Genomic DNA, 25617 nt, shown 5'->3' with positions numbered 1-25617 from the left:
CGTCCGTATCAGCGCAGCTGGCTCTCGGCGAACTCCCAGTTCACCAGTTGCCAGAATGCTTCCAGATAACGCGCACGATCATTCTGGTAGTCGCTGTAGTACGCGTGCTCCCAGACATCGCAGCACAGCAGTGGCGTGCTGTCGCCGGTCAGCGGCGTGCCCGCGTTGCGCGTCGCCTGCAGGCCGAGCTGCCCACCCGGGTGCTGTACCAGCCACACCCAGCCGGAGCCGAACAGGCCAAGCGCGGTCCGGTTGAACTCTTCGCGAAGACGCTGGCCGTCGCCGAACTGGCGCTTGACCAGTTCGCCCAGGCGGCCCTGCGGTTCGCCACCGCCACGCGGGCGCAGGCACTGCCAGTAGAAGCCGTGGTTCCAGGCCTGGGCAGCGGCATCGAACAGCGCGCCCTGGGCGTGGCGGACGATGTCCTCCAGCGTGGCTTCTTCCCATTCGGTGCCGACGATGGCGGCGTTGACCGCGTCGACGTAGGTGCGATGGTGGCGGCCGTGATGCAGTTCCACGGTCTGTGCCGACAGGTGCGGCTGCAGGGACGAGGGCAGGTAGGGCAGGGCGGGCAATTCGACGGGCATGGACAGGTTCGTGGCCAGGGGGGCGGCGGCAGCCGGTACCATCGGCTTACAATGGGGGCTACCGTGGGCAGTCTAGCCGACCATCACGGTTGGTTTGTCCGGCGAAGCAAGGAGTGAGGTGTGGCGGTAATGCAGCAAATCCAGGCCGAGGTGGATCGTTACCCGCTCGTGCTGTTCATGAAGGGCACCCCGCAATACCCCATGTGCGGCTATTCCAGCCGCGCCGTGCAGGCCTTGATGGCCGCAGGCGCCGTTGCGCTGCGCACGGTCAATGTGCTGGAAGAGCCGGAGATCCGCGCCAACCTGCCGCGCTTCTCCAATCTGCCCACTTTCCCGCAGCTGTTCATCAACGGTGAGTTGATCGGCGGCTGTGACATCGTCATGGAACTGTTCGAAGCCGGCGAGCTCAAGCGCATCGTCGAAGAGGCTGCGCAGGGATGAGCGCCTGGCCATCGACGTCACCGGCAGACGGGGCGCTCGATGGCCGCCCGTTGCAGGATCGCGTGGTGCTCGTTGCCGGCGCCGGTGGTGGGCTGGGGAGTGCCGCCGCTGTGGCTGCCGCCGAGGCGGGAGCGACCGTGGTCCTGCTGGGGCGCAAGCCACGCCGGCTGGACCGGGTCTATGCCCAGGTACAGGCGGTCGGGCCGGAGCCGTTGTTGTACCCGTTGGACCTGGAAGGTGCAGGTCCCGATGACTATGCCGAACTGGCCCAGGCCGTGGCGCAGGAGCTGGGGCGTCTTGATGGCCTGCTGGTCTGTGCAGCGCACTTTCCCGGCCTTACCCCGTTCGAGCTGGCCGACCCGGCCAGTTTCGCCCGTGCCGTGCACGTCACCCTGACCGCTCCGGCCTGGCTGGCCCAGGCCTGCCTGCCGTTGCTACGTCAGCGTGAAGACGCGGCTCTGGTATTCACCGTGGATGCCCCTGAGCGGGTGGGCCAGGCGTATTGGGGCGGCTATGGTGCTGCCCAGCATGGCCTGCGCGGGCTGATCGGCAGCCTGCATGACGAGCTGGCCCGCAGCCCGGTGCGGGTAAGTGGTCTTTACCCCGGCCCCTTGCGTACCGCCCTGCGGGCGCGGGCCTACTCGATCGACCAGGATCCGGCCGCACGTGGCCCGGAGGCCGCCGCTGCGGCGGCCGTGACCCTGTTGTCCGCCGCTGGACAGGCGTGGCGGGGGCAGGTGTTCGATGCGGGCAATCCGCCATCGACGAGTGAAGACGTTCGTAAGGCGGAATGAAGATTCCGTCACGATAGCGTTGCGATCCGGTGCCGTTTGTCGCACAACCGTCACATTGAAAGCGTAGCGTGTTAATCTAGTGTTAACCGTTGCGGCAGCTGCCGTTCACGGTAGGGAACCCCAGATAAATGTCCGAACAGCCGCCCGCAAGGCTGCTTGGATGCGCTTTTTTTCCGCCATCGCCAACTCGCATCGAGGCTACCGAACAATGACTCACCCATTCCGGATGTCCAAGCTCACCCTTGGTCTCGTGGCTGCGCTCGCCGCCGCTCCCGCCTTCGCCCAGAGCACCTCTGCCGGTGTCGGCGGCCAGGTCGTGTCCAATGCGGGCGCGCCTGTTGCTGGTGCTGAAGTCACCATCACCCACACCGAATCGGGCACCGTTTCGCGTGCGACCACCGATGCGTCGGGTCGTTACAACGCGCGCGGCCTGCGCGTGGGTGGTCCGTACACCATCACCATCACCAAGCCGGGTGAGGGCACCAAGACCGAAGACGGCGTCTACCTGAACCTGAACCAGGTCAACACGGTCAATGCCAACCTGGCCGGCGATGTTGCCGCCACCAACCTGGATGCTGTCCAGGTCGTCGCTGCTGCAGTGGGCAGCGACCTGTTCAGCGCCTACAAGATGGGCACCGGCACCAACGTCAACCGCGAAACCCTGGATTCGCTGCCGTCGGTGAACCGCAACATCCAGGATTACATCCGCCTCGATCCGCGCATCTCGCAGGTCAGCAAGGCTGACGGTGCGATCTCGGTCGGTGGCCAGAACACCCGTTACAACGCGATCCGCATCGATGGTATCGGTGCCGGCGATCCGTTCGGCCTGGAATCCAACAACCTGCCGACCGAGCGTCAGCCGGTGTCGATGGATGCGATCCAGGAAATCAACATCGACATCGCCAACTACGACACCACCATTGCCGGCGGTACGGGCGCGGTGATCAATGCGGTGACCAAGTCGGGTACCAACAACTTCGGCGGTACCGTGTATTACGCGTACCGTGACAAGGACATGGTTCGCAAGAACCTGGATGGCGTCCGTTTCAACGGCTTCGATGACGAAAAAACCTACGGCATGACCTTCGGCGGCCCGATCGTCAAGGACAAGCTGTTCTTCTTCGCCAACTACGAAAAGATGGAGCGTTCGGCCCCGGGCGTCAGCCTGACCGATTCGCCGTACGGCAAGGGCACCATCACCGATGCCGACATCGCCCGCGCGCAGCAGATCGCGACCGGCTATGGCTTCGACGCAGGTTCGCTCAACGCACCGGCCAACAAGACCGAAGTCGAAGAGTATGCGCTGAAGATCGACTGGAACATCAACGAAAACCACCGTGCCGCGGTGCGTTACAACAAGCTCGAGCAGAATGTTGTCCGCTTCCCGCAGATCAGCAACAGCGCGGTTTCGCTGAGCAGCTTCTGGTACCAGCAGCCGAAGACGTATGAATCCTGGATGGGCGAGCTGTTCAGCGACTGGTCCGAGAACTTCTCGACCGAGTTCAAGATCTCGCACAAGGAATACACCTCGGTCCGCACCACCCCGTCGAACCTGCCGCACATCCAGGTCCGCGGCTTTGGTGCCAGCGGCAATGACTCGCTGTACTTCGGTACCGAGCAGAACTCGCACGTCAATGCGGTCGAGAGCAAGGAACTGAGCGCCTTTGGTGCCGCCACCTGGTACGTAGGCGACCACACCGTCAAGTTCGGTTTCGACTATTCCGACAACGATCTGATGAACTACTACGGTCGTAACGTCAACGGCGCGTACACGTTCTCGAGCCTGGCCGACTTCGCTGCCAACCGCGTGAACCAGTACGTTGTGCGTGCCCCGGCAGCTGGCGGCAGCTACGACGACATCCCGGCGAAGTACACGCTGAAGAACACCGGCGTGTTCATCCAGGACAGCTGGGCAGTCAACAGCAACCTGACCGTGCAGGCCGGCGTCCGCGTCGACATGCCGGACTTCGGCACCCAGCGCCTGTACAACCCGCGCATCATGGAACTGTACGGGTACGACAACACGCAGCTGCCTGACAGCAAGCTGGTGCAGCCGCGCTTCGGCTTCAACTACACCTTCGACAGCGATCGTCCGACCCAGCTGCGCGGTGGCGTGGGCCTGTTCGGCGGCGCTGCCCCGAACGTGTGGCTGGCCGGTGCCTACCAGAACACCGGTCTGAACTACACCGAGTACACCGTCCGCAATCAGAACGGCATCTTCACCCCGGGCGTCAATCCGCCGTACATCCCGACCTCCGGTGCGGGTCGTCAGAACGTGGACATCGCCGCGCCTGACCTGAAGCTGCCGTCGGTGTGGAAGTCCAACATCGCCTTCGATCACGAGCTGCCGTGGTATGGCATCGTTGCGTCGGCTGAGTTCCTGTACACCAAGGTCAAGAGCGCGATCTACTTCGAGCGCCTGGATCTGTACAAGAATGCTGGTGGCCCGTCGTACACCCGTATTGGCCAGGACGGTCGCGAGCTGTACTGGAATCCGGCAGGCTACACGCCCTGTGCCGGCGCCAACTGCTCCATCCGCGAAGGCAGCAATGGTGCGGGCGGCAAGTCCAATCGTCCGACCGACATGGGCGACGTGCTGCTCATGAAGAACACCGACAAGGGCAGCAGCCGCCAGTTCACCGCTGGCCTGAACAAGCCGCTGACCGAGAACTGGGGCTGGTCGCTGGCCTATACCTACACCGCCGCGAAGGAAGTCAGCCCGCTGACCAGCTCGCAGAACACCTCCAACTGGGGCAGCACCCTGATCGGCACCGCCAACGAGAACGTGGCCTATGATTCGCGCTACGCGATCAAGGACCGCGTGACCGGTTCGATCAACTGGAAGAAGGCGTTCTTCGGCAATTACAACACCACCGTGGGCCTGTTCTACGAAGGCCGTTCGGGTCGTCCGTTCAGCTACATCTACTACAACGACATGAACGGCGATGCCGCCGCCACCACTGGCGCCGGTTACTTCAACGACCTGTTCTACGTGCCGAAGGGCCCGGGCGACGTCAAGTTCACCGGCGGTGCGGCGATGGAGAAGTCGTTCTTTGAATGGCTTGCCGCCAACCCGCAGCTGGCCAAGTACCAGGGCGAAATTGCTCCGGCCAATGCGTTCCGCACCAAGTGGGTGAACAGCTTCGACCTGCACATCGCCCAGGAATTCCCGGGCTTCGTGAAGGAGCACAAGGGTGAGCTGGCGCTGGACATCATGAATGTCGGCAACCTGCTGAACAAGAAGTGGGGCCGTATTGAAGATTACGGTTTCAACTCCACCGCCCGCGTGGCCAGCTATGCAGGTATCGATCCGGCAACCGGCAAGTACATCTACAACTTCACCGGCGCCACCGATACCCCGACCATCCAGGAAAACAACAACGACAAGGGCAACACTGGCGTGTCGCGTTGGTCGATGCAGCTGACCCTGAAGTACAAGTTCTGATCCGTCAGAGCCTGAAGCAGTAAAGGGAAACGGCCGGGGAAACCCGGCCGTTTTCCGTTCAGGCGAAAGTCCTTGCGGGGGTGCCTGCATCGGCGTAGCATCCAAACACGTGCGCGGCGCAGATGCCGCCGAAGCGGTCCCGAAGCGGCGAACGCGGGACGCACCTATCCAACGGTCGGGCTTCCCGGCCGTTTTGCTTTTTAAGGGGGCGGCAGTACAGTCGGACACCTTAAAGGAAGCAGAAAAGTGGATATGACAACGAATGAAAAGGCAGCGCGGACGCTGCCGGTGCAGGACGCGCGGATCTACCCGCGCGGTGGACTGGATGTGCTGTCGCGGGCCGAGGTTGCGCGCCTGCGCGATGCCTCCGGCGGCGGCATGCATGAGCTGCTGCGCCGCTGCGCGCTGGCCGTGCTGACCAGTGGCAGTGCTTCCGATGATCCGCGCGCGGCGCGCGATCTCTATCCCGACTTCGACATCCAGGTGGCGCAGCAGGATCGTGGCGTACGCATCGACCTGGCCAATGCGCCGGCGATGGCGTTCGTCGATGGCGAAATCATCCGCGGTGTCGCCGAGCTGCTGTTCGCGGTGGTCCGCGACCTGGCCTACATGGCCATCGAGATGGGCCCGGCCTATGCGGCCGAGCTGGAGTCGTCCGAGGGCATCACCAATGCGGTGTTCGGGCTGCTGCGCAACGCGCGCATCCTCAACCCGGGTGACCCGAACCTGGTGGTCTGCTGGGGCGGTCACTCGATCTCACGTGACGAGTACCTGTATACCAAGCAGGTGGGCTACGAGCTTGGCCTGCGCGGCCTGGACATCTGTACCGGCTGCGGCCCGGGCGCGATGAAGGGCCCGATGAAGGGCGCCACCATCGCCCATGCCAAGCAGCGCCGCACGGTGACGCGCTACATCGGCCTGACCGAGCCGGGCATCATCGCCGCCGAGTCGCCGAACCCGATCGTCAACCACCTGGTGATCATGCCGGACATCGAGAAGCGCCTTGAGGCCTTCGTCCGCATTGGCCACGGCATCATCGTGTTCGCCGGTGGCGTGGGTACCGCTGAGGAGATCCTGTACCTGCTCGGCATCCTGCTGCGCGAAGAGAACAAGGACCTGCCGTTCCCGCTGATCCTGACCGGTCCGACCGTGGCCGCGCCGTATTTCGAGCAGATCGACCGCTTCATCCGCCTGACCCTGGGCGACGCTGCGGCAGAGCGCTACGAAATCGTCATCGGCGATCCGGTGGCGGTGGCCAAGAAGATGTCGGCCGGCATCAAGCGCGTGCGTGAGCACCGCCTGGCGCAGAAGGATTCGTTCTTCTTCAACTGGTCCATCGAGATTCCGTGGGAATACCAGCAGCCGTTCGTGCCGACGCACGAAGCGATGGCGGCGCTGGACCTGCATCACGGGCGTGCGCCGCACGCGCTGGCGGCCGACCTGCGCCGGGCGTTCTCGGGCATCGTGGCCGGCAACGTGAAGGAAGATGGCATGCGCCGCATCGAGGAGTTCGGGCCGTTCCAGATCCATGGCGACCCCGACATGATGCAGGCCCTGGACGCGCTGCTGCGTGCCTTCGTCGAGCAGCGCCGGATGAAGATCTCCGGCGAGTACCAGCCCTGCTACCAGGTGCTGGCGTAAGCCCGGCGAGGGCGGCTGGCCGGCGCGGCGGGGGCCGTGCCGGACCGGCTGGGGCAGGGCGGGTCGTCAAGCCTTTGACGCCCGTCGCCCGGATCTGACCGTTCATCCTGCCGCCGCTTGCCGGCGGCAGGCTGGTGCGCCATCGTGGCCACCAACACGCTGGGGAGCGTCCAATGTCTTTGCGCCGGTCCAAGGGCTTCACGCTGATTGAGCTGATGGTCACGCTGATGGTCTTCGTGATCCTGGCGTCGATCGCCTATCCGAGCTTCCGCAGCATGATGCGCTCCAACCGTCTGGCGACGGCGAACAACGAAGTGATCGCGTTGACCAACCTTGCGCGCAGCGAGGCCATCCGCAACAACCGGGGGGGTGGTATCTGTGGCAGTACCGATGGCCAGGCCTGTGATGGCGAATGGTCCAAGGGGCTGCTGGCCTGGTCCGATCTCGATGCGGATGGCGTGCTGGGCAGCAATGACAGCGTGCTGCGCTTCTCCCTGGGCAATCCGCAGCTGAGCGTGGTCGGTCCCTCGGGCGCGACCATCGCCTTTGATGGCCGTGGTCGTCGCAAGGCCGCAGGCGATCAGACAGTGGTGCTGTCCCCGGCGTCCTGCAAGGCCGGCGAACAACGCAGCACATTGACGATCAACAAGTCCGGCCAGGTCCGGGTGACCAAGGGAACCTGCTCATGAATCGCCGCAACCTTGCCGCTCCACGTTCGTCCCAGGGCGGCTTCAGCCTGATCGAAGTAATGGTGGCGTTGTTGATCCTGGCGTTTGGATTGCTCGGCTTTGCCTTGCTGCAGACGACAAGCGTGCGCTTCGTGCAGAGTGCCAATTACCGGACCCAGGCTACCAATCTGGCAAACGACCTGATCGAACTGATGCGCGCCCAGCGCACCGATACGCTTGCCGGCGGTGCTTACTCGTCGGCCTCGTTTTCTGCCGGTGCGGTGACGGCGAATGGCGCATGCGCCTGGCCGATCGGCGCAGCCGTGACGCCGAAGACCAATGTGGCACGCTGGCAATGTGAGGTTGTGAAGACGCTCGGTGACAAGGCCAGTGCAGAGGTCCAGTTTACCCAAAGCACCGGTCGGGTCAGTGTGGCCATTACCTGGGGTGATCAGCGTTGGGATCCAAAGGAGCCTGACAGCCTAACCACCTTCGGCCTGACCACTTTCCTGTGAGCGCGTCCATGACTCCGTATTCACGAGCCCGCGGTCTGTCGCTGATCGAACTGATGATCGCCATGGTCATCGGTCTGGTGCTTCTGTTGGGCATCACGCAGATATTCATCGCTTCCCGTGCGGCCTCACGCCTGTCGGAAGGTGCTGCCCGAACCCAGGAGAACGCGCGCTTTGCATTGGACTTCCTGCAGCGTGACCTGCGCATGGCAGGTCACTTTGGCTGCGTGAACGATCAGGCGCACGTAATCAAGAACACCGGCGATGTCCGCTACAACCTTGGTATCGCCGCCGGCAGCGGAGATCCGTTGGACTTCTCGGTGCCTGTGCAGGGGTATGAGGCCGCAGGCACCGCCCCGACCAATACGCTGACACTGGGGCGCACGTGGAGCGCGGCGATATCCGCGCCCAAGAGCATCAGCAACCTGAAGCCGGCGCCATTGCCGGGCAGTGATGTGCTTGTTCTTCGCCTGTTGAGCCCGGAAGGGGCTGTTGTGACAGGCGTGGGTGTGGATGGCACTACAACTACGGTGACGGTGTCCAGTGACGGCATGGCGCGCCTGAAGGCGGGTGCTGCCGGCACTCCGACGGTGTTCGCTCTGGCCGATTGCACTCGCGCCGATGTGTTCCCGGCCAGCATCAGTGGATCCACGGTCAAGATCGAGAAGCTGGATCTGACCGGCTACTCGGTCAACAACGCGATGACGATGCTGTATCGCGCCGATGGCCTGGTGTATTACATCGCGAGCAACGGCAACAATGAGCCGGCCCTGTACCGCGCCCGTGCCAACGGTGCCGGTGGCTACGGTGACGGCGAGGAGCTGGTGGAAGGTATCGAGAGCATGCAGCTGCTGTTCGGCCTTGATGCAACAGCGGACATTTCTCTCTCCACGCCGCCCAGTGGCCGCATCGTCGACCAGCGCGTGGCAAGTGATATCAGTACCGCGATGGATGCGACCGCCGTGGGCCCATGGCGTCGAGTCGGCATGGTGCAGGTGGGATTGCTTGCACGCAGCCCGCAGCGTGCGTCGGCGCAGGCACCAGGCTCGGCAGCCACGTATCTGGGCGTGCTCGGCGTGACCATCGCGCCGGGCGATCCCTATGACCAGCGCCACCGTGGCGCCTATGAAGTTTCCGTTGCGTTGCGCAACCGCCTGTTCGGGAATTGACGACCATGCGCTCCATCAAGCTGTCTTCGCGCCGCACTTTCTCTGCCCCTGTCCGGCAGCGTGGTGCCGTGCTCTACGTCGCACTGATTCTGCTGATCATGCTGGCGCTGCTGGGCGTGATAGGCATGCAGGTGGCCGGCATGCAGGAGCGCATGGCATCCGGTTACCGTGCCGGCAACGTGGCCTTCCAGAATGCCGAGGGCGCGGCCCGCAGTGCCGAGAACGCCGTAGAGAAGATTGCCAACCGGCAGTCACTTGGGGACAGCCCGACCGTCAGCTCGGCCGACATCGATCAACGCTGCGATGATGGCTTCGATCCTTCGGACTGGGTCGCCAAGACCAAGCTGGGCAACAAGCCGGCAGTGAAGGTCCGACAGATCCAGGGCTGCATCCAGGGAGAGGGGGCGCTGGACATGGGCAAGCCGCTGGAGGCGGCAACACCGGTCTACCAGATCACGACGTACGCCGGCGACACCGATGCCGACGCGACGTCGCGCTCGGCAGTCGATACCGTATTCAAGCTGTGAGGGTGGGGAACCCATGAACACGCGAAATCGCAGGATCCTGGCGGGCGTAGGCCTTGCCGTTGTCGCCGCTGGCGGCTATCTGGTGCATACCCTGATGGCCGCGCAGGCACAGGGGGTATTGGCGCAGGAGCCGATGAACGTGCAGGTGCAGGCGCCCCCCGCGTTCATCATGGCCGTGGATGACTCGAATTCTATGACGTTCGAGCGCATGTTCCCGGGCGGTGACGGGCGGTTGATCTTCAGCACGTCGACGGGCAGCTTCTTCAACAACAGCGGCAGCTTCTACAGCGTCGGCCAGGACTGCAACTCCGGTTCCGTCGACTGCTATCTCTATCTTTACGCGCATAGCAACTACAACGAACGCTATTCGTATGGGCGCGCGATCCCGCCGCTGGATATGTTCGGCTTCGCCCGCTCGCACGTCTACAACGCCAGCTACTACAACCCGGCAGTCAGCTACAAGCCGTGGATGAGGGCCGATGGAAGCCGTTGGGACGCCGCCAGCATCCAGGGCGCGCGTGTCGACCCGCGCTCCGGATTTGCGGGATACGACATCACGTACGACATGACCAGTGTCCGTTCGAGGAACAATGAAGGGTTCCAGTTCGTCGATGGCATGAGCATTCCCGACCTGACGGGAACCGACAATGCGTATTACCGGAGCGGCAGCTGGCGTACCGCTTCGCGTGACATCGGCTCTGCGGTGCAGTATGGCGTGCAGTACTTCCCCGCGACTTTCTACCTGCCGGAGAATTCACCTGCGCCCTACGGATACAAGCTGGACGATGCCAATCGACCGGTGATCAAGGGTGCCTGCGGGCCCAAGTGCAATCTGCGCCGATATCAGATCAAGAAGGACAACTACAGCATCGATGGTACCTACGATACTGCGGTGCAGAATTTCGCCAACTGGTTCCAGTATCACCGCAGTCGCACGCTGGCCATTGTCGGTGCGTCTACCGAAGCGTTGTACGGCATCGACAACATGCGTGTGGGCTATTTCACGATCAATGACCTGAAGAACGTGAAGATGCATGATCTGGTGACCAATCGCGCCGATCTCTATCAGCAGATCTACGGGTTGAAGCCGATCAGTGGCACGCCCAACCGGCGCGCTGTGGAGTATCTGGCCGAACAGTTCCGCCGCACCGATGACGGTGCGCCCGTCATCCGCGCCTGCCAGCGCAATGGCGGCATGTTGTTCACCGACGGCTATACGAACTCCAAGAACTATCCGAACGGCTCGTTCGGCAACGCGGACGCGGTCAATACCGTGAACCTGCCGACACTGCCTTTCGCTGACAACTACAACAACACGATGGCTGACGTCACTGCGGCCTATTACTCGGGCACCAAGACGCCCTTGCGCTCGGATACCGGTTTCCCCAGGGGGCAGGTGCCGGTGGATGAGCGTTGCGGCACGCTTTCCCAGGGCAGTGCGGAGTGGAAGCGCCTGGACTGCCAGGCCGATCTGCACATGAACTTCTACGGTGTCACGCTTGGTGCGCAGGGGCGGATTTACGGTGTGAATGCTGCCGCCACGGCTGACCCGTACAAGAATCCACCGAACTGGAACGGTAACCCCGATCCGTCGACGGTCGATGATGGAACGGTCGTCGACGAGATCTGGCACGCCGCGCTCAACAGCCGTGGTGAGTTCATCAATGCTCAGACGCCTGCCGACGTGACCGAGGCGATGCGCCGGGTACTGGCCTCGATTTCCGGCGGGAAGTCGCCGTCGGGCACCATCGGCATGACCGGTGCCCGCATCGGTGCAGGGTCGCTGTCGGTGACGCCGAGCTACGACATCCGCAACGGTGCGACCGATTGGTCGAGCAAGCTCAAGGCCTCGACCGTGAAGATCAACAGTGATCAGGTCGCGGTGTTCAGCGAAGCCTGGGAGGCATCGGCGAAGCTGACTTCGACGGGTCGCCGCATCGTTGCCAACAAGGCGGGTACGCTGGTTGACTTCGGTTCGGCCGATATCAGCCTGGCCGATCTGTGCAGCAAGCCGGATGGCAAGTACGCAGCGATGCTGGTGTGCTCGACTGACAAGCTGAAGAGCATTGATGCCGATATCAGCACCGCCATCCGTTATCTGAAAGCGGATGCGACGATGGAGAAGCGCAACGGTGGTAAATACCGCGATCGCACCACGCCGCTGGGCGATATCGTCAACTCGGCCCCGGTGGTGAGTTCGCCTGTCGATGACTATGGCTATCGCCAGCTCGGCACCGATTATGCCGTCAGCTATGCCAAATACCTGGACACCAAGGCAAAGAACGGCCGCTATACGGTCTATGTCGGCGCCAATGACGGCATGCTGCATGCCTTCGACGGTGGCATGGGGGCATCGGGTGAGATGGACAGCACCGGCGGGACCGAGCGCTTTGCGTATATTCCGGCAACCTCGCTGGGCCACATGGCCAACCTGCTGTTCCCGTATAAGCCTGATACCGCTGATCAGACCTTCCGGCATCGCTATTTCGTCGACGGTCCAATCACCATCTCGGACATGCTCATCGGCAGCACCTGGCAGACGGGGCTGGTCGGCACCGCCGGTGCGGGTGGCCGCTCGGTATTCGCGTTGAACGTCAGTGATCCGGCGACGTTTGGCACTGGCCAGGCGCTCTGGGAGATCAGCGACCTCAACATGTCGTTGGACGAGGGTGTACGCAACAACATCGGCTTTGTGCTGGGCAAGCCGGTGATCGTGCCGGTAAAGGAAGGAAAGACGGTTGCATGGAAAGCAATCTTCGGTAACGGCTACAGCAGTGCCAGCCGCAAGGCCGTTCTGTTCGTCGTGGATATGGCGTCCGGCTCCACGCGGATGATCGAGGCGGTGGAGAGCAACGCCACGGGGGCCAATATCACCGGAGACAATGGGTTGGGCAACGTGGTGGTAGTGGATCGCTGGCGCGGAGACAGCCAGGACCTGCGCGGACGCGATGGTCTTGCCGATACCGTCTACGCGGCCGATCAGCGCGGTGCCATCTGGAAGTTCGATCTCACCAGCAGTGCCGACACGGCGCTTACCGTTCCCGTCTTCACCACCCAGGTGAGCCAGGACACCAGCGCGCGGAACTTCCGCCAGCCGATCACGGGCGGCATGACTGCTGCGACGGGTCCGTCGGGTGGTGTGATGCTGTACTTCGGCACAGGTAGCTTCTCGTTCTACACCGACAAGGACGACACCTCGCGGCAGGCGTTGTATGCGGTCAATGACATTGGCGGGAAAAGGGTCACCTCGACACTGACGTCCGCCAATCTTGCGCCCTATACCGCGGATGTTCCGGCGACCGGCGCCGAGGCACGCAAAATCGTCGCAGGGACTGCACCGGCCGGTGCGCAGGGATGGATGATCAATCTCCCCGCCTCCAACGGTGAGCGGTTTGTTGGTAATCCGATGCTGGTCAGCGGCATCATGTTCATGCCGACCTATGTCCCCAATCTGGAAACGGCGGGTTGCTCGACGAGTGGCTCGAACTGGCTGTTCGGTCTTTCTTCGTTGACCGGTGCGCCCGCACTGGAGAATGTCCGGAGTGGCTCACCCACGGGCGTCAAGCCGGCGGCCGGTACGGCGGGCCTGTCGCTGAAGACCGAGGGAACGGCCCCGATCAAGGACGTATCGCTGTCAGTCATACCGCGACTCGGTAGTGGCAAGGAAGGTCCGCCTGGTGGCAGCTCATGCTGGATGGTGGTGGGCGCCGCTGGCAGCCAGTCGCTGTATCTGCCTTATCCCTGCGGTCGCCAATCCTGGCGGCAGCTCCAGTGATTCCCGTGCGAGGATCTACGTTCATGCAGCCTTTTCATTCGCCTCATCGCGCAGCGGGCTTCACGTTGATCGAATTGATGATCGTGGTGATCGTCATAGGCATCCTGGCGGCCATCGCCATTCCTTCGTACCAGCAGTACGTACTTCGATCACACCGTGCAGTGGCCAAAGCGGACCTGGCCGAGTACGCGCAACGTGCGGAGCGCTATCACTCCAGCAACAATTCCTACTCGGGCTACACCTTGCCCAGCAAGGTCTCGCCGCGCGAAGGCGGGGCGACGCGATACAACCTGAGCTACAAGGGAGATGGTTCCGCGTTCACGATCACGGCATCTCCAACGGGTACGCAGGCCAAGGACAGCTGCGGCAAGATGACCTTGGACCAGGCCAACCGGAAAACGTCGGAAGGAGCGGTTTCCGATTGTTGGTAGGGGGTGTTGATCTTCCGGAATTCGACCAGTACAATGCGCCTCCCCGCCCGAATAGCTCAGCCGGTTAGAGCACTTGACTGTTAATCAGGGGGTCGTTGGTTCGAGTCCAACTTCGGGCGCCAGGTTCTGCAGAAGCCGCGAGAAATCGCGGCTTTTTGCTTTTCTTGACTCTGTTCAGCATGGCAGGTTCCGGTTGCTGCGCTCACTACGGGTGCGGCCGCCATTGTTGACCACCAGCTTGCCGTGCAGTTGTCTGCCTGCGCAGATGCGCAGGGTCAGATTGGCGCCGGGACTTCGCCCATCTCCCTGGAAAAACAGGAGCGGCCGTCCGCTGCTGGCTTGTGCCAGGATCGTGACATCGTGGCCACCGCGATGATGTGCCAGGATGGCCTCGGCGGACGCGGGGGGACCTCGCCGCTGGCCGCTGCGGTACACGATCCAGCCTGCACTCCAGTCGTCGGTGCACAGAAGCCCGTCTTCGCTGGCACACAACCCGATCATTTCACGTCGAATCAGCGCTTGGCTGCGCGCGCTGGAGAGGCTGGCATGCAGGGTCAGCTGCAGGGCGTCGGCGCGCTGGCGTAGCAGTAGTGACTGCATCGCCGGCCATCCGGCCGCCAGCATCACCGAAAGGACGGCAACAACCATTGCCAGTTCAATCAGTTGCATGCCCTGGGCGGGCGGAAGTGCTGGCGGGTGTTTCCAGGAGGGAGGGGACATGGAGCGAGCGTCGCCCCTTTCAATGGCGCCCGCCATCAGGCATCACCCTGCCGGTATCCCCGGCTTCCCCTCAGCCGACCGTCACCGGACGCCCTCTATACTTACCTTCCCCGGGACCTGGCAACACCATGAGCGAAAGTTTTCAACTCGTCTCGCCGTATTCGCCGGCGGGCGACCAGCCCAATGCCATCGCCAAGCTGACCAGCAATTTCGAGGCCGGCGTCGCCAAGCAGACCCTGCTGGGTGTGACCGGCTCGGGCAAGACCTACACCATCGCCAACGTCATCCAGCAGATCCAGAAGCCGACGCTGATCATGGCGCCGAACAAGACCCTGGCAGCGCAGCTGTACGGTGAGTTCAAGGCGTTCTTCCCGCACAACGCGGTGGAGTATTTCGTCAGCTATTACGACTACTACCAGCCGGAAGCTTACGTGCCGTCGTCGGACACCTTCATCGAGAAGGACAGTTCGATCAACGAGCACATCGAGCAGATGCGGCTGGCGGCGACCAAGACCCTGCTGTCGCGACCGGATGCGATCGTGGTGGCGACCGTGTCGGCCATCTACGGCCTGGGTGCGCCGGAAGACTACCTGTCGCTGCGCTTGATCCTGTCCAAGGGTGAGCGCATCGACCAGCGCGACCTGATCAATCACCTGACCCAGCTGCAGTACACGCGCAATGAATACGAGCTGCAGCGCGGCACCTTCCGCGTGCGTGGTGAAGTGATCGACGTGTTCCCGGCAGAATCGGATAGTGAAGCCTTGCGCATCGAACTGTTCGATGGGGAAGTCGAGAAGATCACGATGTTCGATCCGCTCACCGGCGAGACCATGCGCAACCTGATGCGCTTCACGGTGTACCCGAAGACCCACTACGCCACCACGCGCGAACGGGTGCTGGCAGCGGTGGAGACCATCAAGGTCGAGCTGAAGGAGCGGTTGGAACAGCTGTACGCACAGAACAAGCTGGTCGAGGCGCAGCGCCTGGCCCAGCGCACCCAGTTCGACCTGGAAATGATGGCCGAAGTGGGCTTCTGCAATGGCATCGAGAACTACTCGCGGCACTTGACCGGCAAGAACCCGGGCGAGCCGCCGCCGACCCTGTTCGATTACCTGCCAGCCGATGCGTTGCTGGTGATCGACGAATCGCATGTGACCATTCCGCAGATCGGCGCCATGTTCAAGGGCGACCGTTCGCGCAAGGAAACCCTGGTCGAGTTCGGCTTCCGCCTGCCGTCGGCGCTGGACAACCGCCCGCTGCGCTTCGAGGAATGGGAGGCGCGCTGCCCGCGCAGCATTTATGTATCGGCGACGCCGGGCCCTTACGAATTCCGTGAGGCCGGTGAGGACATGGCCGAGCTGGTGGTGCGCCCGACCGGCCTGATCGATCCGGTGGTGGAGATCCGCCCGGTCGGCACCCAGGTCGATGACCTGATGAGCGAGGCCAACGAGCGGATCAAGGCCGGTGATCGCGTGCTGGTCACCACCCTGACCAAGCGCATGGCCGAGAACCTCACCGAGTACCTGACCGAGCACGGTATCCGCGTGCGCTATCTGCACTCGGATATCGATACCGTCGAACGCGTGGAGATCATCCGCGACCTGCGCCTGGGCAAGTTCGATGTGCTGGTCGGCATCAACCTGCTGCGCGAAGGGCTGGACATGCCCGAGGTCTCGCTGGTGGCGATCCTGGATGCGGACAAGGAGGGCTTCCTGCGCTCGACTGGCTCGTTGATCCAGACCATCGGCCGTGCGGCCCGCAACGTGCGCGGCAAGGCGATCCTGTATGCGGACAGGATCACCCGTTCGATGCAGGCAGCGATCGATGAGACCGACCGTCGTCGCAGCAAGCAGGTCGAGTACAACCAGGAGCACGGCATCATTCCGCGCTCGGTCCTGCGGCCGATTGTCGATGTGCTGGAGGGCGCGCGCTCGGATGCGGCCGAGAAGGAGTCCCGCAAGGGCAAGGGCAAAGGCCGTTCCGGTGTGGCCGAGGATACGGCCGACTACCGTTCGCTCAGCCCGGCGCAGTTGGCGGCTCGCCTCAAGGCCCTGGAGCAGCGGATGTACCAGCATGCCAAGGACCTGGAATTCGAGGATGCCGCCCGGGTGCGCGACCAGATCAGGCAGCTGAAGGAAGCCAGCCTGGGCTGAACGCGGTAAAGCGGCTTTTCTTCACAAAAGTATTGCGCTTGCCGGTCGTCGTCCGTAATATACGCGGCCTGCACCGACGCAATCGCGGCGCTGCAGATGCAACACACGGGCGGTTAGCTCAGCGGTAGAGCACTACCTTGACATGGTAGGGGTCACAGGTTCGAACCCTGTACCGCCCACCACGAAGTCCCCCAGGGGGCTGTCGTGAGGATCAAAAGCCCGGCCCTGGCGCCGGGTTTTTACGTAGAAGCACCAGCCTGCGGGCTGTACGGAATTTTTGGGCGGTTAGCTCAGCGGTAGAGCACTACCTTGACATGGTAGGGGTCACAGGTTCGAACCCTGTACCGCCCACCACCGGTTCCCGGCATCGCCGGAGCAGCGGTGGACACGATGAAAGCCGGCCTTGGGCCGGTTTTTTTGTGCCTGCAATTCGCGCTCGTCTGCGCCTGGCCGGTTGCTGTCATCGTCAACCGCGTTGCTCGACACTGGCGCTGCGCTGCAGCTGCCACTGACCATCCACGCGTTGCCACAGTTGCATGAGGCCCCGGGAGTGCGCTTGCCCGCGCTGTCCCGCAGGCACATCAGCGTGCAAGCGACCATGGGCCAGCTGCAGTACGCGATCCGCACTCAGGCGCAGGATCTGCACGCTCTGGCTGTCCGTCTGGCCGTGGGTGGCTGGCTCGCTGGCGGCCCGCTGGGCATCGGCCTGCAGGATCTGCAATCGCAGCGAATCGCTTCCGGTGTCGGCGTCGCGGTTGCAGAGACCGGCCATCAACAGCAGCAAGGCAAGCATCGGCATGGCACGGTGCTCTGGAGAAGGGAGTCCAGCGTTGCACTGTGGCCTGCGGTGTGAAACCGGTATCCGACGAAGGCGGGAAAAGGGCGCGTCAACGAGAGCCAGCAAGGATGAATCCGGGCTGGGTCGGGGCAGCTGCAGGTCACTGCCATGAAAAAGGCCGGGCCGCCTGTGATGGCAGTCCGGCCCGTTTACCCGGAAGTGACCCCGTTGGCCGGGAAGCCTGGGCTCAGGTCACCACATGGCTGCAACCTTCAGGCGGGCTCAGAGCGGATCGCAGCACAGGCGAGGGCCGGACCAGTGCCCTGAACCGCCATGCGGGCAACCCGGGGTGAACTCGCAGCCCGGTGCGAATCCGGCCTTGGCCGGCGTGGCGAGGGCCTGCGCGGCACCGAATGACATGGCGGCAATCAAGACGATGCCGGCAATGGACGAGAACAGCTTCTTCTTTCCGATCATGTGTATCTCCTTGGAATGGCGATGGAACATGAAGTCACCGCCTGCGGGGCGGTGTCGAAGCGGGGTCAGTTGGCGTCGCAGCAGATACGCGTGCCGCCGGCGCGGCCATTGCCGCCGAACATGCACCCGGGGGTATCCACGCAACCCGGTGCAAAGCCGGTCTTCGCCGGAGTGGCGAAGGCCTGCGCGGCACCGAATGACATTGCAGCAACGATGACGACACCGGCGACGGACGAGAACAGCGTTTTCTTCCCGATCATGTGTATCTCCTTCAGTTGGTGTGGCTTCCCGGATTCATTGCCTTGGCGACGGCTTGTACCGTCTCTGTGTCGAGCTGGCCGACATGCTTGTAGACGACGCTGCCATCTGCGGCGAGCACCATCAGCATCGGTGTCAGCGTGGCGCGGTAGCGCTTGGAGACTTCGCCCTGATCGTCGACGGCGATCGGAAACGCCAGCGCGTGTTTGCCGGCGTACCCGGCAAGCTGGTCATAAGGCGGCAGGCCGACACCCACCAGCTCGGCGCTGCCGCGTGCAGCCGCGATCTGCTGCAGCTGTGGCACCGAGGCCAGGCAGTAGCGGCAGGCAGTAGAGAAAAAGTAGAGGATCTGCGGAACGGCGCGTGCGCCGCCGATATCGACATGGGTCTGCTGCGTCGTCCGCAGCGTCAACAGTTCAGGTCGGGTGCCGATTGCAAGACCATGTGCATCCAGCTGGGTCTGCTGCAGTTGCGCCGCCATCTGCTCGTTGACCTGCCGCAACTGGCGGTTCTGCCAGGAGAGCATGATGACCAGTGCGGCCAGCAGCAGGGCGAATACCGGGAACAGGGCACGCTTGAGCATCGATCATCCTTGAACGCCGCGTTGCATCGACCATACCGGAAACAGCAACAGGAATGTCAAGCTTTTGTATCATCGGTGACGCAGTTCCCAAACCACAGGACGCCACCATGAGTGACCATGCTCCCGTTTCACGGCCGAACCCGATCATCGATCTGCTGTTCGGCGGCAACATGCTGGAAGGCACCTTCAAAGCGGTGGTGTGGGTCGCACTTTTGTCTGCGGTCCTGGCCTGGACAACCTTCCGCTGACGGAATGCTCAGGCAGCAGTGAAGGCCTGCCGCAGGCTACGCAGCGTTGCCTGCCGATACTGGGCCGCACACGGCTCGCCCATTTCCAGTTCCTGCAATCGCAGACCGACCAGTGTCATCGACAGCGCATAGCCGCGCGCCGCATCTGCAGCGCGTGACAGGCCAAGCGCACGTCGGGTCAGTGCGTCGACATGATCCATGTCCGGCAGCAGGCCCAGGTAGGCGCGTTCGGCGCTGTCCAGATCCGGCGCGCGCAGGATCGCGTTGGCGTCGGCGGTGGGGGTGACGGCGGCCATGCTGGATCCTTGCTTGTTGGTGGAATGGATGCGGGTTCGGTCAGAACGCGCGCATCAGCGAGATGAAAGCGGATGTCTGGCTGCTGCGTCGTGCCATCGGGCTGTCCTCGACGGCATCACCGAACCACTGGTTGGCGACCACGCCGGTTGCGCGCCATTTCGTGCCCAGCGGCGTGCTGACCGCGATCTGCAGGCTCGGCGAGGTGGCACTGCCTGGCTTGTAAGCTGCCAGCCCGGAGCGCAGGGCCTCCTCGTCGCTGATGCCGTAGTAGTAGTCGAGCAGGCGGGCGCTGGAATGCACCACGCCCACGCGCGGCACCCAGGTGAAGCGACCGGCCTGGATCGGATAGCTGTAATGCAGGCTTGATTCAACACCGCCGCCATGCCCGCTCACTTCGCGCTTCACGCTGGCCGCCACCGCGCCCCAGTCCGCGCTGTAGTCGGCATTGATGCCGACCATCGCCGACATCTGCCGGCTGTGCAGGCGGCGCAGCTGCGGATCGTTCACGTCGTCGGTCTTGAAGCGCAGCGTGTAGGGTGTAGCCACGGCCGACACGCGCAGGCCATCGGCCTTGTAGAGGTTCATGCCGAGCGAGCCGGGGCTGGCGAAGAAACGCTTGCCCTGCCAGGACAGTGCCGGCAGCACCAGCGGTTTGTCGTCATAGTGCGCGTAGGCACCGGTGGTCGCGCCGAAGGTGATGCCGGCCTGCACACCCGGGGCCTGTTCCTGCGCGTTTGCCAGCAGCGGGGTGGAGAGGGCGACGGTGCACAGCAGGGGGCGCAGCAGGGCAGGGGGCAGCGAGGTCATCAACGTACTACTTTGCGGGGATGGCGATGCATGCTGCGCGCACAACATTGTCGGAACATTGCGCAGGCGCAATCTGCTGGAATCGCCGCCACGTGCACGCTGAAGGCACTATGATCGGCTCCGTTTCCGCTTGCCGAGCCCCCGATGCGCATTCTCCTGGTCGAAGATGATCCCGATCTCTCGCGAGCCCTGCAGTCCGGGCTGGAGCGCCAGGGGGTGGTCGCCGATGTGGTCGGCAGCCTGGCCGAGGCGGCGCTCGCCCTGCGTGAGCCGGTGCACCAGCTGATGCTGCTTGATCGGCAGCTGCCGGATGGTGATGGCGTGGGTTTCGTGGCGACCGCCCGTGCGCTGCGGCCGAACCTGGCGGTGATCATGCTCACCGCCAAGGGCGGGCTCTCGGACAAGGTGGAGGGGCTGGATGTCGGCGCCGATGACTACCTGGTCAAGCCGGTGGCGATCGAAGAGCTGATGGCGCGCATCCGCGCCGTATCGCGTCGACCGTCGGCGATGGTGACCCCCCGGTTGCGGCTGGGCCGGCTGGAGTTTGATTTCGAATCGCTGCAGGCGCAGGTGGATGGACAGCCGGTCGCATTGCCGCGGCGGCAGGTGCTGGTGTTGCAGGCGCTGGCGATGCGGCAGGGCCGTACGGTCACCCGCAGTGCGCTGGAAGCGGCGGTGTACGGGTTCGATGATGAGATCCAGTCCAATGCGCTCGACGCGCATATCTCCAAGCTGCGCAAGGCGCTGCAGCAGGCCGGCGCAGGCGTGGAGATCCACGTGATCCGTGGCGTCGGCTACCTGCTGGCGGAGGCCTGAGATGGCACGACCGATCCGTTCGATCACCCTGGGGCTGGCGTGGCGGTTGTTCCTGGCGCAGGCCTTCACGGTGTTGTTCGCCGTCGTCGCGCTGATCCTGACCTGGGGCGACAAGGACACCTGGGGCATGGACATGTTCATGGCCGAGAGCGCGGCCAACGCCGTGCACAGCGAAGGCGGCCGGCTGGTGCTGGATGAAGCACGCTGGCAGAAGCTCGACGCGCGTGCCGGTGGCAACCTGTGGTTCGCGGCGGTCGACGATCGCGGCGCATGGCTGCAGCGCGGCACGCTGCCTGCCATCCACGCGCCGCTGCTGGCCCGCCTGCCGACACTGGGCGCCACCGAGCTGGGGTCGCTGGTACCGCCGTACCTGGACGTGGCCCGGGTGATGATCCGCAATGAAGACGGACGCCGCATCACGGTGATGGTGGGCGGGGCGCCGAAGGGCGGTCTGCTGGATGGCGCATTGATGGTGCTGCGGTTGATCGGTCTGTGGTTCTTCCTGCCGTTGATCGTGGTCACGCTGCTGGTGATGCCGACGGTGATCCATCGCGCCATGCGTGGCGTGCGCCGGTCCGCGCAGCAGGCCAAGGAACTGGATATCGGCCAGCCTGGTGCGCGCCTGGACGCGCAGCTGGTGTCGACCGAGGTGGCGCCTCTGGTCGAAGCGTTCAATGATGCGATCGACAAGGTGCAGCAGGGCTACGCAGCGCGCGACAAGTTCCTCGCCGATGCCGCGCATGAACTGCGGGTGCCGATCGCGGTGGTGCAGGCGCGCTTGTCGCAGTTGCCGCAGGGGGAGCTCAAATCGCAGTTGCTGACCGATGTTGCCCGCCTCGGCAACGTCGCCGAGCACCTGCTCGACCTGCAGCGCCTGGACCGCAACATCGCCGCGTTGCAGCGGCTGGACCTGGCGCATGTCGTGCGCGAAGCGGCCGCCGACCTCGCGCCGTTGGTCGTTGGCGCCGGTTATGGCTTCGAAGTGGATGCGCCGGAGACGCCGGTCTGGATCCATGGCGATGGCCTGGCGCTGGGACGGGTGATCGCCAACCTGGTGCACAACGCCATCGTCCACGGCGGCGGGCGCGGCACCATCTGCGTGCGTCTGGACCGGCAGGGCCTGCTGGAAGTCAGCGACCAGGGCGCCGGTGTGCCGGTCGGTGACCGCGAGGCGATCTTCGAGCCGTTCCACCGCTTGCGTGCCGCCGGCAGCGGCAGCGGCCTCGGCCTGCATCTGGTCAAGGAAATCGTGCAGCACCACGGCGGCACGGTGAGCGTGGGCGAGGCTGTCGGGGGCGGCGCCAGTTTCCGGGTCAATTTCCACCGCGGCAGCGTGCGTCGCTAGTGGGGCGCTGACAAAACCGCAGGGAGTTGCCTGATGGTTGCGTGAGGCCGTACCACGGCACGCTGTGTCGATGGCTGCTGATCGGACCTTGTCGCCGCTGCTGGGCCCCGCGTGCGCAGCTGCTCTGGTCACCGGTGCCTTGGCCTGCGTGCTTTTGCCGGTGTTGCCGCCGCTGTGGCTGTCTGTTCTGGCGGCCGCCGTGGCCGCGTTGGGCTGGGTGCTGCGCTGGCGCGGACGCGCGGCGGCTGCGGTGCTGTTCGGTCTGGCCTGGACGTCCTGCCATGGGTATTGGGCACTGCAGGCGCAGCTGCCGGCCGGTGCCGCTGCGCAGGATGTGCTCGTCCGGGGTCAGGTTGTCGACCTGCCGAAGCAAGGGCCGGGATACACCCGGTTCGAGTTCCGGGTCGATGCGTCCGATGCGGCGCCGATGCTGCGCGGAAAGCGGCTGCAGGTGTACTGGCACGCACCCCGGCGCGGGCCGGTCGACACCGTGGCTGACCAGAGACATCGCCTGCACGCCGGCGCAGACTGGCAGTTGTCGCTGCGCGTGCGGCCGCCACGCTCGCGCATCAATCCGGGAGGCTTCGATGGCGAGCGGCATGCGCTGCTGCACGGGCTGGCAGCGAGTGGCAACGTGCGTGATGCAGGTGCTACGCGGCAGCTGCGCCCCGCGCATGGCCTGCCCGCATGGCGCGAGCGCACCAGTGCGGCCATCGCCAGGCAGATCGCAGATCCGTCGGCGCGGTTCATCCAGGCCCTGGCATTGGGCGATACGCGCGGCCTGTCCGATGTCGACTGGGCGCAGCTGCGCGCGCTGGGCCTGACCCACCTGATCGCCATCTCCGGCTTCCATGTTGGTCTGGTGGCGGGCTTCGCCGCGTTGCTGTGCTCCGCTCTCTGGCGATCCTGGCCTGGGCTTGCCGGGTTCTGGCCACGGCCGCAGGCGGCGGCCTGTGCGGCAGCGGTGGCAGCGGCCGGCTATGCCGTTGTTGCAGGCGGCGAGCTGCCGACCGTGCGCACCGCGTTGATGATCGCGGTGGTGGCCCTCGCGCGCGTCGTCCGCCGTCCGGTGACCGTGGCACAGGGCTTGGCGCTGGCTGCGCTGGCGATGCTGCTGCCGGCCCCGCTGTCGGTGCTGTCTGCGGGCTTCTGGCTCAGTTTCGGCGGTGTTCTGTGGTTGTTGTGGTGCCTGCCGCAGGGGCGTCCGAAAGGGGTGGTCGCAATGCTGGGCGGCGCCCTGGCAGGACAGGGGGTGGCCAGCGTCGCTCTATTGCCCTTGGCAGTGGCGCTGTTTGGCGGCACCGCGCGCCTGGGGCCGCTGGTAAACCTGCCGGTCATTCCGCTGTGGAGCCTGCTGGTGGTGCCTCTGGCCCTGTTGGGAACCGCTTTGGAGGCCCTGCGCAGCGGGGCAGGTCAGTGGCCGTGGCGCGCGGCAGCCTGGGTGTTCGATGCCAGTTGGCAGCTGATGCAGCCGTTGGCCGAGCACCCGCAGGCGATGTGGTGGCTGGCGCAGGGGCCCGCCTGGGCGTTGCCGGCGGCGCTGCTGGGGGTGTTCTGGTGGCTGTTGCCACGCGGGGCGGGTGCGGTGCTTGCCGGGTCATTTCTGTGCCTGCCGTTGCTGTGGCCGGCACGCTCGGCGCCGCAGCAAGGGGAGTTGGAACTGGTGGTGCACGATGTCGGCCAGGGCACGGCGGTGCTGCTGCGGACCGCCCACCACGCACTCTGGTACGACGTCGGGCCGCCCGCAGGCAGCGAAGGCGAGGAGCGGATGCTGCTGCCGACGTTGCGTGCGTTGGGACAGGTACCGCCGGCCCGGGTGATGATCAGTCACGACCACCTGGACCACAGCGGCAACCTTGCAGCGCTGCGCCGGCAACTGCCGGGTCTGCAGGTGCTGGCGCCACGGGGCAGTGCGATTGCCAGTGCCGGTACCTGCCAACAGGGACTGCGCTGGCAATGGGACGGGGTCGATTTCCAGGTGCTGCACCCGCCTGCCGCCTTCCCGGCCGCCGGCAAGGGCGCCGACAACGAGGCCAGTTGCGTGCTGCGGGTTGCCGGCACACACGGGGTGGTGCTGCTGCCCGGCGACATCGGCCGGCAGGGCGAGCAGGCCCTGCTGCAGGGCGCTGCCGATGCGCTGCGTGCGGACGTGGTGCTGGTGCCCCATCACGGCAGCGGAGGCAGCTCCACTGGGGGCTGGGTGGAGGCGGTGGCGCCGCAGCTGGCGCTGGTCTCGGCCGGGCATCAGAACCGTTTTGGCCACCCGAAGCGTGACGTGGTGCAGCGCTGGCAGGCGGCCGGCGCCGAAGTGCTGTCCACCGCCGAGTCCGGCGCGATCCGCGTATGGCTTGGTGCACAAGGCCTGCAGCTGCGTGAACAGCGTATCCACGCAGCCCGGTGGTGGGATGCCGCTGGGCGGGCACGGTCGGCTGCTATCCTATCGCCGATCGAACAAGCGGCCGTTGGGCCGGAGGGTTGAAACGTGTGGGAACTGGTCAAGGCCGGTGGCTGGCCGATGGTGCCGCTGCTGCTGTTGGGCGTACTGGCTTTGGCGATCGTCCTGGAGCGTTTCTGGTCCCTGCGGCGTAACGAGGTGCTGCCGCCTGGCCTGGGCCAGGAAGTGCGCAACTGGGCCGCGCGCGGCAAGCTCGACCCGGCGCACCTGCAGACCCTGCGGGCCAATTCACCGTTGGGCGCCCTGCTGGCAGCCGCACTGGAAGCGCGCAACCGCCCGCGCGACCAGATCCGCGAGCGCATCGAAGACACCGGTCGCCACCTGGTGCACCGCATGGAGCGTTTCCTCAACGCGCTGGGCACCATCGCCTCGGCCGGCCCGCTGCTGGGCCTGCTCGGCACCGTAGTCGGCATGATCCAGATGTTCCTGGGCATCCTCGACCACGGCGTGGGTGATGTGAACCAGCTTGCCGGCGGTATCGGCAAGGCGCTGGTGTGCACCGCCACCGGCATGATCGTGGCGATCCCGGCGCTGATGTTCCACCGCTTCTTCAAGGGCCGCATCCACGGCTACGTGGTGGAAATGGAGCAGGAAGCCAGTGCGCTGCTGGATACGCTGGATGGTCGCCCCGGGGTGATGACCCCGGCTCCCGCCGCGCGCGCGTCCTCCGCCGCCACGGCAAAGGCCTGA

24 protein-coding genes and 3 tRNA genes are annotated in these 25617 nt (G+C 64.6%); 19 read left to right on the top strand and 8 right to left on the bottom strand.

Annotated features, from left to right (window positions below):
- Positions 1-8 precede the first annotated feature (8 nt).
- Positions 9-587, bottom strand: a complete 579-nt coding sequence (locus tag QOL57_RS03525) for a superoxide dismutase (protein ID WP_089241242.1) — start codon at positions 585-587, stop codon at positions 9-11.
- Between the two features lie 120 nt (positions 588-707).
- Between QOL57_RS03525 and grxD the strand changes: the two genes are divergently transcribed.
- The 11 genes from grxD (at position 708) to QOL57_RS03470 (ending at position 14112) form a co-directional block, all read left to right on the top strand.
- The gene (gene grxD, locus QOL57_RS03520) at positions 708-1028 is read left to right on the top strand and encodes a Grx4 family monothiol glutaredoxin (RefSeq protein WP_025875264.1); all 321 of its coding nucleotides are present in this window, start codon (positions 708-710) and stop codon (positions 1026-1028) included.
- Positions 1025-1822: an SDR family NAD(P)-dependent oxidoreductase gene (locus QOL57_RS03515; protein WP_089240031.1), complete on the top strand. Its 798-nt coding sequence runs from the start codon at positions 1025-1027 to the stop codon at positions 1820-1822. The genes grxD and QOL57_RS03515 overlap by 4 nt, the downstream gene beginning before the upstream one ends.
- A gap of 208 nt (positions 1823-2030) precedes the next feature.
- Positions 2031-5267 (top strand): carboxypeptidase regulatory-like domain-containing protein, encoded by a 3237-nt coding sequence (locus tag QOL57_RS03510; RefSeq protein WP_089240033.1) that lies wholly within the window; start codon positions 2031-2033, stop codon positions 5265-5267.
- A 252-nt stretch (positions 5268-5519) separates the two neighbouring features.
- Complete coding sequence (ppnN, locus tag QOL57_RS03505) at positions 5520-6908, top strand: nucleotide 5'-monophosphate nucleosidase PpnN (protein WP_089240035.1); 1389 nt, start codon at positions 5520-5522, stop codon at positions 6906-6908.
- Positions 6909-7081: 173 nt separating this feature from the next.
- Entirely contained in the window at positions 7082-7597 is a 516-nt protein-coding gene (locus QOL57_RS03500) for a GspH/FimT family pseudopilin (RefSeq protein ID WP_089240037.1), read from the top strand.
- Positions 7594-8091, top strand: a complete 498-nt coding sequence (gene pilV / locus QOL57_RS03495) for a type IV pilus modification protein PilV (protein ID WP_089240039.1) — start codon at positions 7594-7596, stop codon at positions 8089-8091. Before QOL57_RS03500 ends, pilV begins: the two co-directional genes overlap by 4 nt.
- An 8-nt stretch (positions 8092-8099) precedes the next feature.
- Positions 8100-9257 carry a PilW family protein gene (locus tag QOL57_RS03490; protein ID WP_089240041.1) on the top strand — a complete coding sequence of 386 codons (1158 nt, stop codon included), beginning with the start codon at positions 8100-8102 and terminating at the stop codon, positions 9255-9257.
- A 5-nt stretch (positions 9258-9262) separates the two neighbouring features.
- Positions 9263-9784, top strand: a complete 522-nt coding sequence (locus QOL57_RS03485; RefSeq protein WP_089240043.1) for a PilX N-terminal domain-containing pilus assembly protein — start codon at positions 9263-9265, stop codon at positions 9782-9784.
- A gap of 13 nt (positions 9785-9797) precedes the next feature.
- The gene (locus QOL57_RS03480; protein WP_089240045.1) at positions 9798-13559 is read left to right on the top strand and encodes a PilC/PilY family type IV pilus protein; all 3762 of its coding nucleotides are present in this window, start codon (positions 9798-9800) and stop codon (positions 13557-13559) included.
- Between the two features lie 23 nt (positions 13560-13582).
- The gene (locus QOL57_RS03475; RefSeq protein WP_089240047.1) at positions 13583-13990 is read left to right on the top strand and encodes a type IV pilin protein; all 408 of its coding nucleotides are present in this window, start codon (positions 13583-13585) and stop codon (positions 13988-13990) included.
- Positions 13991-14035: 45 nt separating this feature from the next.
- A tRNA-Asn gene (locus QOL57_RS03470) sits at positions 14036-14112 on the top strand.
- Positions 14113-14164: 52 nt separating this feature from the next.
- Here the strand turns inward: QOL57_RS03470 and QOL57_RS03465 are convergent.
- Complete coding sequence (locus tag QOL57_RS03465; RefSeq protein ID WP_089240049.1) at positions 14165-14659, bottom strand: GspH/FimT family pseudopilin; 495 nt, start codon at positions 14657-14659, stop codon at positions 14165-14167.
- Positions 14660-14838: 179 nt separating this feature from the next.
- Between QOL57_RS03465 and uvrB the strand changes: the two genes are divergently transcribed.
- The 3 genes from uvrB to QOL57_RS03450 all read left to right on the top strand — a co-directional run bounded on the left by uvrB (position 14839) and on the right by QOL57_RS03450 (position 17217).
- On the top strand, positions 14839-16863 hold the full coding sequence (gene uvrB / locus QOL57_RS03460; RefSeq protein ID WP_089240051.1) for an excinuclease ABC subunit UvrB: 2025 nt from the start codon (positions 14839-14841) through the stop codon (positions 16861-16863).
- Between the two features lie 107 nt (positions 16864-16970).
- A tRNA-Val gene (locus QOL57_RS03455) sits at positions 16971-17045 on the top strand.
- 97 nt (positions 17046-17142) lie between these two features.
- Positions 17143-17217 (top strand) — tRNA-Val (locus QOL57_RS03450).
- Between the two features lie 112 nt (positions 17218-17329).
- Here the strand turns inward: QOL57_RS03450 and QOL57_RS03445 are convergent.
- The 4 genes from QOL57_RS03445 to QOL57_RS03430 form a co-directional block, all read right to left on the bottom strand.
- A complete protein-coding gene (locus QOL57_RS03445) occupies positions 17330-17662 on the bottom strand; it encodes a hypothetical protein (protein WP_089240053.1) in 333 nt (110 codons plus the stop codon).
- Positions 17663-17923: 261 nt separating this feature from the next.
- On the bottom strand, positions 17924-18118 hold the full coding sequence (locus QOL57_RS03440; protein ID WP_089240055.1) for a hypothetical protein: 195 nt from the start codon (positions 18116-18118) through the stop codon (positions 17924-17926).
- Positions 18119-18183: 65 nt separating this feature from the next.
- Complete coding sequence (locus QOL57_RS03435; RefSeq protein WP_089240057.1) at positions 18184-18378, bottom strand: hypothetical protein; 195 nt, start codon at positions 18376-18378, stop codon at positions 18184-18186.
- A gap of 11 nt (positions 18379-18389) precedes the next feature.
- Positions 18390-18959: a TlpA disulfide reductase family protein gene (locus QOL57_RS03430; protein ID WP_089240059.1), complete on the bottom strand. Its 570-nt coding sequence runs from the start codon at positions 18957-18959 to the stop codon at positions 18390-18392.
- Between the two features lie 107 nt (positions 18960-19066).
- Here QOL57_RS03430 and QOL57_RS03425 point away from each other — a divergent pair, with 107 nt between their 5' ends.
- Positions 19067-19207: a hypothetical protein gene (locus QOL57_RS03425; RefSeq protein ID WP_165780968.1), complete on the top strand. Its 141-nt coding sequence runs from the start codon at positions 19067-19069 to the stop codon at positions 19205-19207.
- Between the two features lie 8 nt (positions 19208-19215).
- Here the strand turns inward: QOL57_RS03425 and QOL57_RS03420 are convergent, their stop codons facing one another.
- Positions 19216-19503: a hypothetical protein gene (locus tag QOL57_RS03420; protein WP_089240061.1), complete on the bottom strand. Its 288-nt coding sequence runs from the start codon at positions 19501-19503 to the stop codon at positions 19216-19218.
- 40 nt (positions 19504-19543) lie between these two features.
- Complete coding sequence (locus QOL57_RS03415) at positions 19544-20311, bottom strand: MipA/OmpV family protein (RefSeq protein ID WP_089240063.1); 768 nt, start codon at positions 20309-20311, stop codon at positions 19544-19546.
- Positions 20312-20455: 144 nt separating this feature from the next.
- On the opposite strand from QOL57_RS03415, the gene QOL57_RS03410 reads away from it, so the two are divergent.
- From QOL57_RS03410 to QOL57_RS03395, 4 genes are all read left to right on the top strand, one after another.
- Entirely contained in the window at positions 20456-21127 is a 672-nt protein-coding gene (locus tag QOL57_RS03410; RefSeq protein ID WP_025875225.1) for a response regulator transcription factor, read from the top strand.
- A 1-nt stretch (position 21128) separates the two neighbouring features.
- On the top strand, positions 21129-22472 hold the full coding sequence (locus QOL57_RS03405; RefSeq protein WP_089240065.1) for a HAMP domain-containing sensor histidine kinase: 1344 nt from the start codon (positions 21129-21131) through the stop codon (positions 22470-22472).
- A gap of 70 nt (positions 22473-22542) precedes the next feature.
- Entirely contained in the window at positions 22543-24951 is a 2409-nt protein-coding gene (locus tag QOL57_RS03400; protein WP_089240067.1) for a DNA internalization-related competence protein ComEC/Rec2, read from the top strand.
- A gap of 3 nt (positions 24952-24954) precedes the next feature.
- Positions 24955-25617 (top strand): MotA/TolQ/ExbB proton channel family protein, encoded by a 663-nt coding sequence (locus QOL57_RS03395; protein WP_025875219.1) that lies wholly within the window; start codon positions 24955-24957, stop codon positions 25615-25617.

The sequence above is a fragment of the Stenotrophomonas sp. yr243 genome (assembly GCF_900184195.1).
GTDB lineage: Bacteria > Pseudomonadota > Gammaproteobacteria > Xanthomonadales > Xanthomonadaceae > Stenotrophomonas > Stenotrophomonas lactitubi.
This window is presented reverse-complemented; position numbering and strand designations above follow the sequence as displayed.

What these genes read in the sequence shown, in the direction of transcription:
- QOL57_RS03525 (WP_089241242.1), bottom strand. Translation starts at nt 587, where the DNA reads ATGCCCGTCGAATTGCCCGCCCTGCCCTACCTGCCCTCGTCCCTGCAG.
- QOL57_RS03515 (WP_089240031.1), top strand. Translation starts at nt 1,025, where the DNA reads ATGAGCGCCTGGCCATCGACGTCACCGGCAGACGGGGCGCTCGATGGC.
- QOL57_RS03510 (WP_089240033.1), top strand. Translation starts at nt 2,031, where the DNA reads ATGACTCACCCATTCCGGATGTCCAAGCTCACCCTTGGTCTCGTGGCT.
- ppnN (WP_089240035.1), top strand. Translation starts at nt 5,520, where the DNA reads ATGACAACGAATGAAAAGGCAGCGCGGACGCTGCCGGTGCAGGACGCG.
- QOL57_RS03500 (WP_089240037.1), top strand. Translation starts at nt 7,082, where the DNA reads ATGTCTTTGCGCCGGTCCAAGGGCTTCACGCTGATTGAGCTGATGGTC.
- pilV (WP_089240039.1), top strand. Translation starts at nt 7,594, where the DNA reads ATGAATCGCCGCAACCTTGCCGCTCCACGTTCGTCCCAGGGCGGCTTC.
- QOL57_RS03490 (WP_089240041.1), top strand. Translation starts at nt 8,100, where the DNA reads ATGACTCCGTATTCACGAGCCCGCGGTCTGTCGCTGATCGAACTGATG.
- QOL57_RS03485 (WP_089240043.1), top strand. Translation starts at nt 9,263, where the DNA reads ATGCGCTCCATCAAGCTGTCTTCGCGCCGCACTTTCTCTGCCCCTGTC.
- QOL57_RS03480 (WP_089240045.1), top strand. Translation starts at nt 9,798, where the DNA reads ATGAACACGCGAAATCGCAGGATCCTGGCGGGCGTAGGCCTTGCCGTT.
- QOL57_RS03475 (WP_089240047.1), top strand. Translation starts at nt 13,583, where the DNA reads ATGCAGCCTTTTCATTCGCCTCATCGCGCAGCGGGCTTCACGTTGATC.
- QOL57_RS03465 (WP_089240049.1), bottom strand. Translation starts at nt 14,659, where the DNA reads ATGCAACTGATTGAACTGGCAATGGTTGTTGCCGTCCTTTCGGTGATG.
- uvrB (WP_089240051.1), top strand. Translation starts at nt 14,839, where the DNA reads ATGAGCGAAAGTTTTCAACTCGTCTCGCCGTATTCGCCGGCGGGCGAC.
- QOL57_RS03445 (WP_089240053.1), bottom strand. Translation starts at nt 17,662, where the DNA reads ATGCCGATGCTTGCCTTGCTGCTGTTGATGGCCGGTCTCTGCAACCGC.
- QOL57_RS03440 (WP_089240055.1), bottom strand. Translation starts at nt 18,118, where the DNA reads ATGATCGGAAAGAAGAAGCTGTTCTCGTCCATTGCCGGCATCGTCTTG.
- QOL57_RS03435 (WP_089240057.1), bottom strand. Translation starts at nt 18,378, where the DNA reads ATGATCGGGAAGAAAACGCTGTTCTCGTCCGTCGCCGGTGTCGTCATC.
- QOL57_RS03430 (WP_089240059.1), bottom strand. Translation starts at nt 18,959, where the DNA reads ATGCTCAAGCGTGCCCTGTTCCCGGTATTCGCCCTGCTGCTGGCCGCA.
- QOL57_RS03425 (WP_165780968.1), top strand. Translation starts at nt 19,067, where the DNA reads ATGAGTGACCATGCTCCCGTTTCACGGCCGAACCCGATCATCGATCTG.
- QOL57_RS03420 (WP_089240061.1), bottom strand. Translation starts at nt 19,503, where the DNA reads ATGGCCGCCGTCACCCCCACCGCCGACGCCAACGCGATCCTGCGCGCG.
- QOL57_RS03415 (WP_089240063.1), bottom strand. Translation starts at nt 20,311, where the DNA reads ATGACCTCGCTGCCCCCTGCCCTGCTGCGCCCCCTGCTGTGCACCGTC.
- QOL57_RS03410 (WP_025875225.1), top strand. Translation starts at nt 20,456, where the DNA reads ATGCGCATTCTCCTGGTCGAAGATGATCCCGATCTCTCGCGAGCCCTG.
- QOL57_RS03405 (WP_089240065.1), top strand. Translation starts at nt 21,129, where the DNA reads ATGGCACGACCGATCCGTTCGATCACCCTGGGGCTGGCGTGGCGGTTG.
- QOL57_RS03400 (WP_089240067.1), top strand. Translation starts at nt 22,543, where the DNA reads ATGGCTGCTGATCGGACCTTGTCGCCGCTGCTGGGCCCCGCGTGCGCA.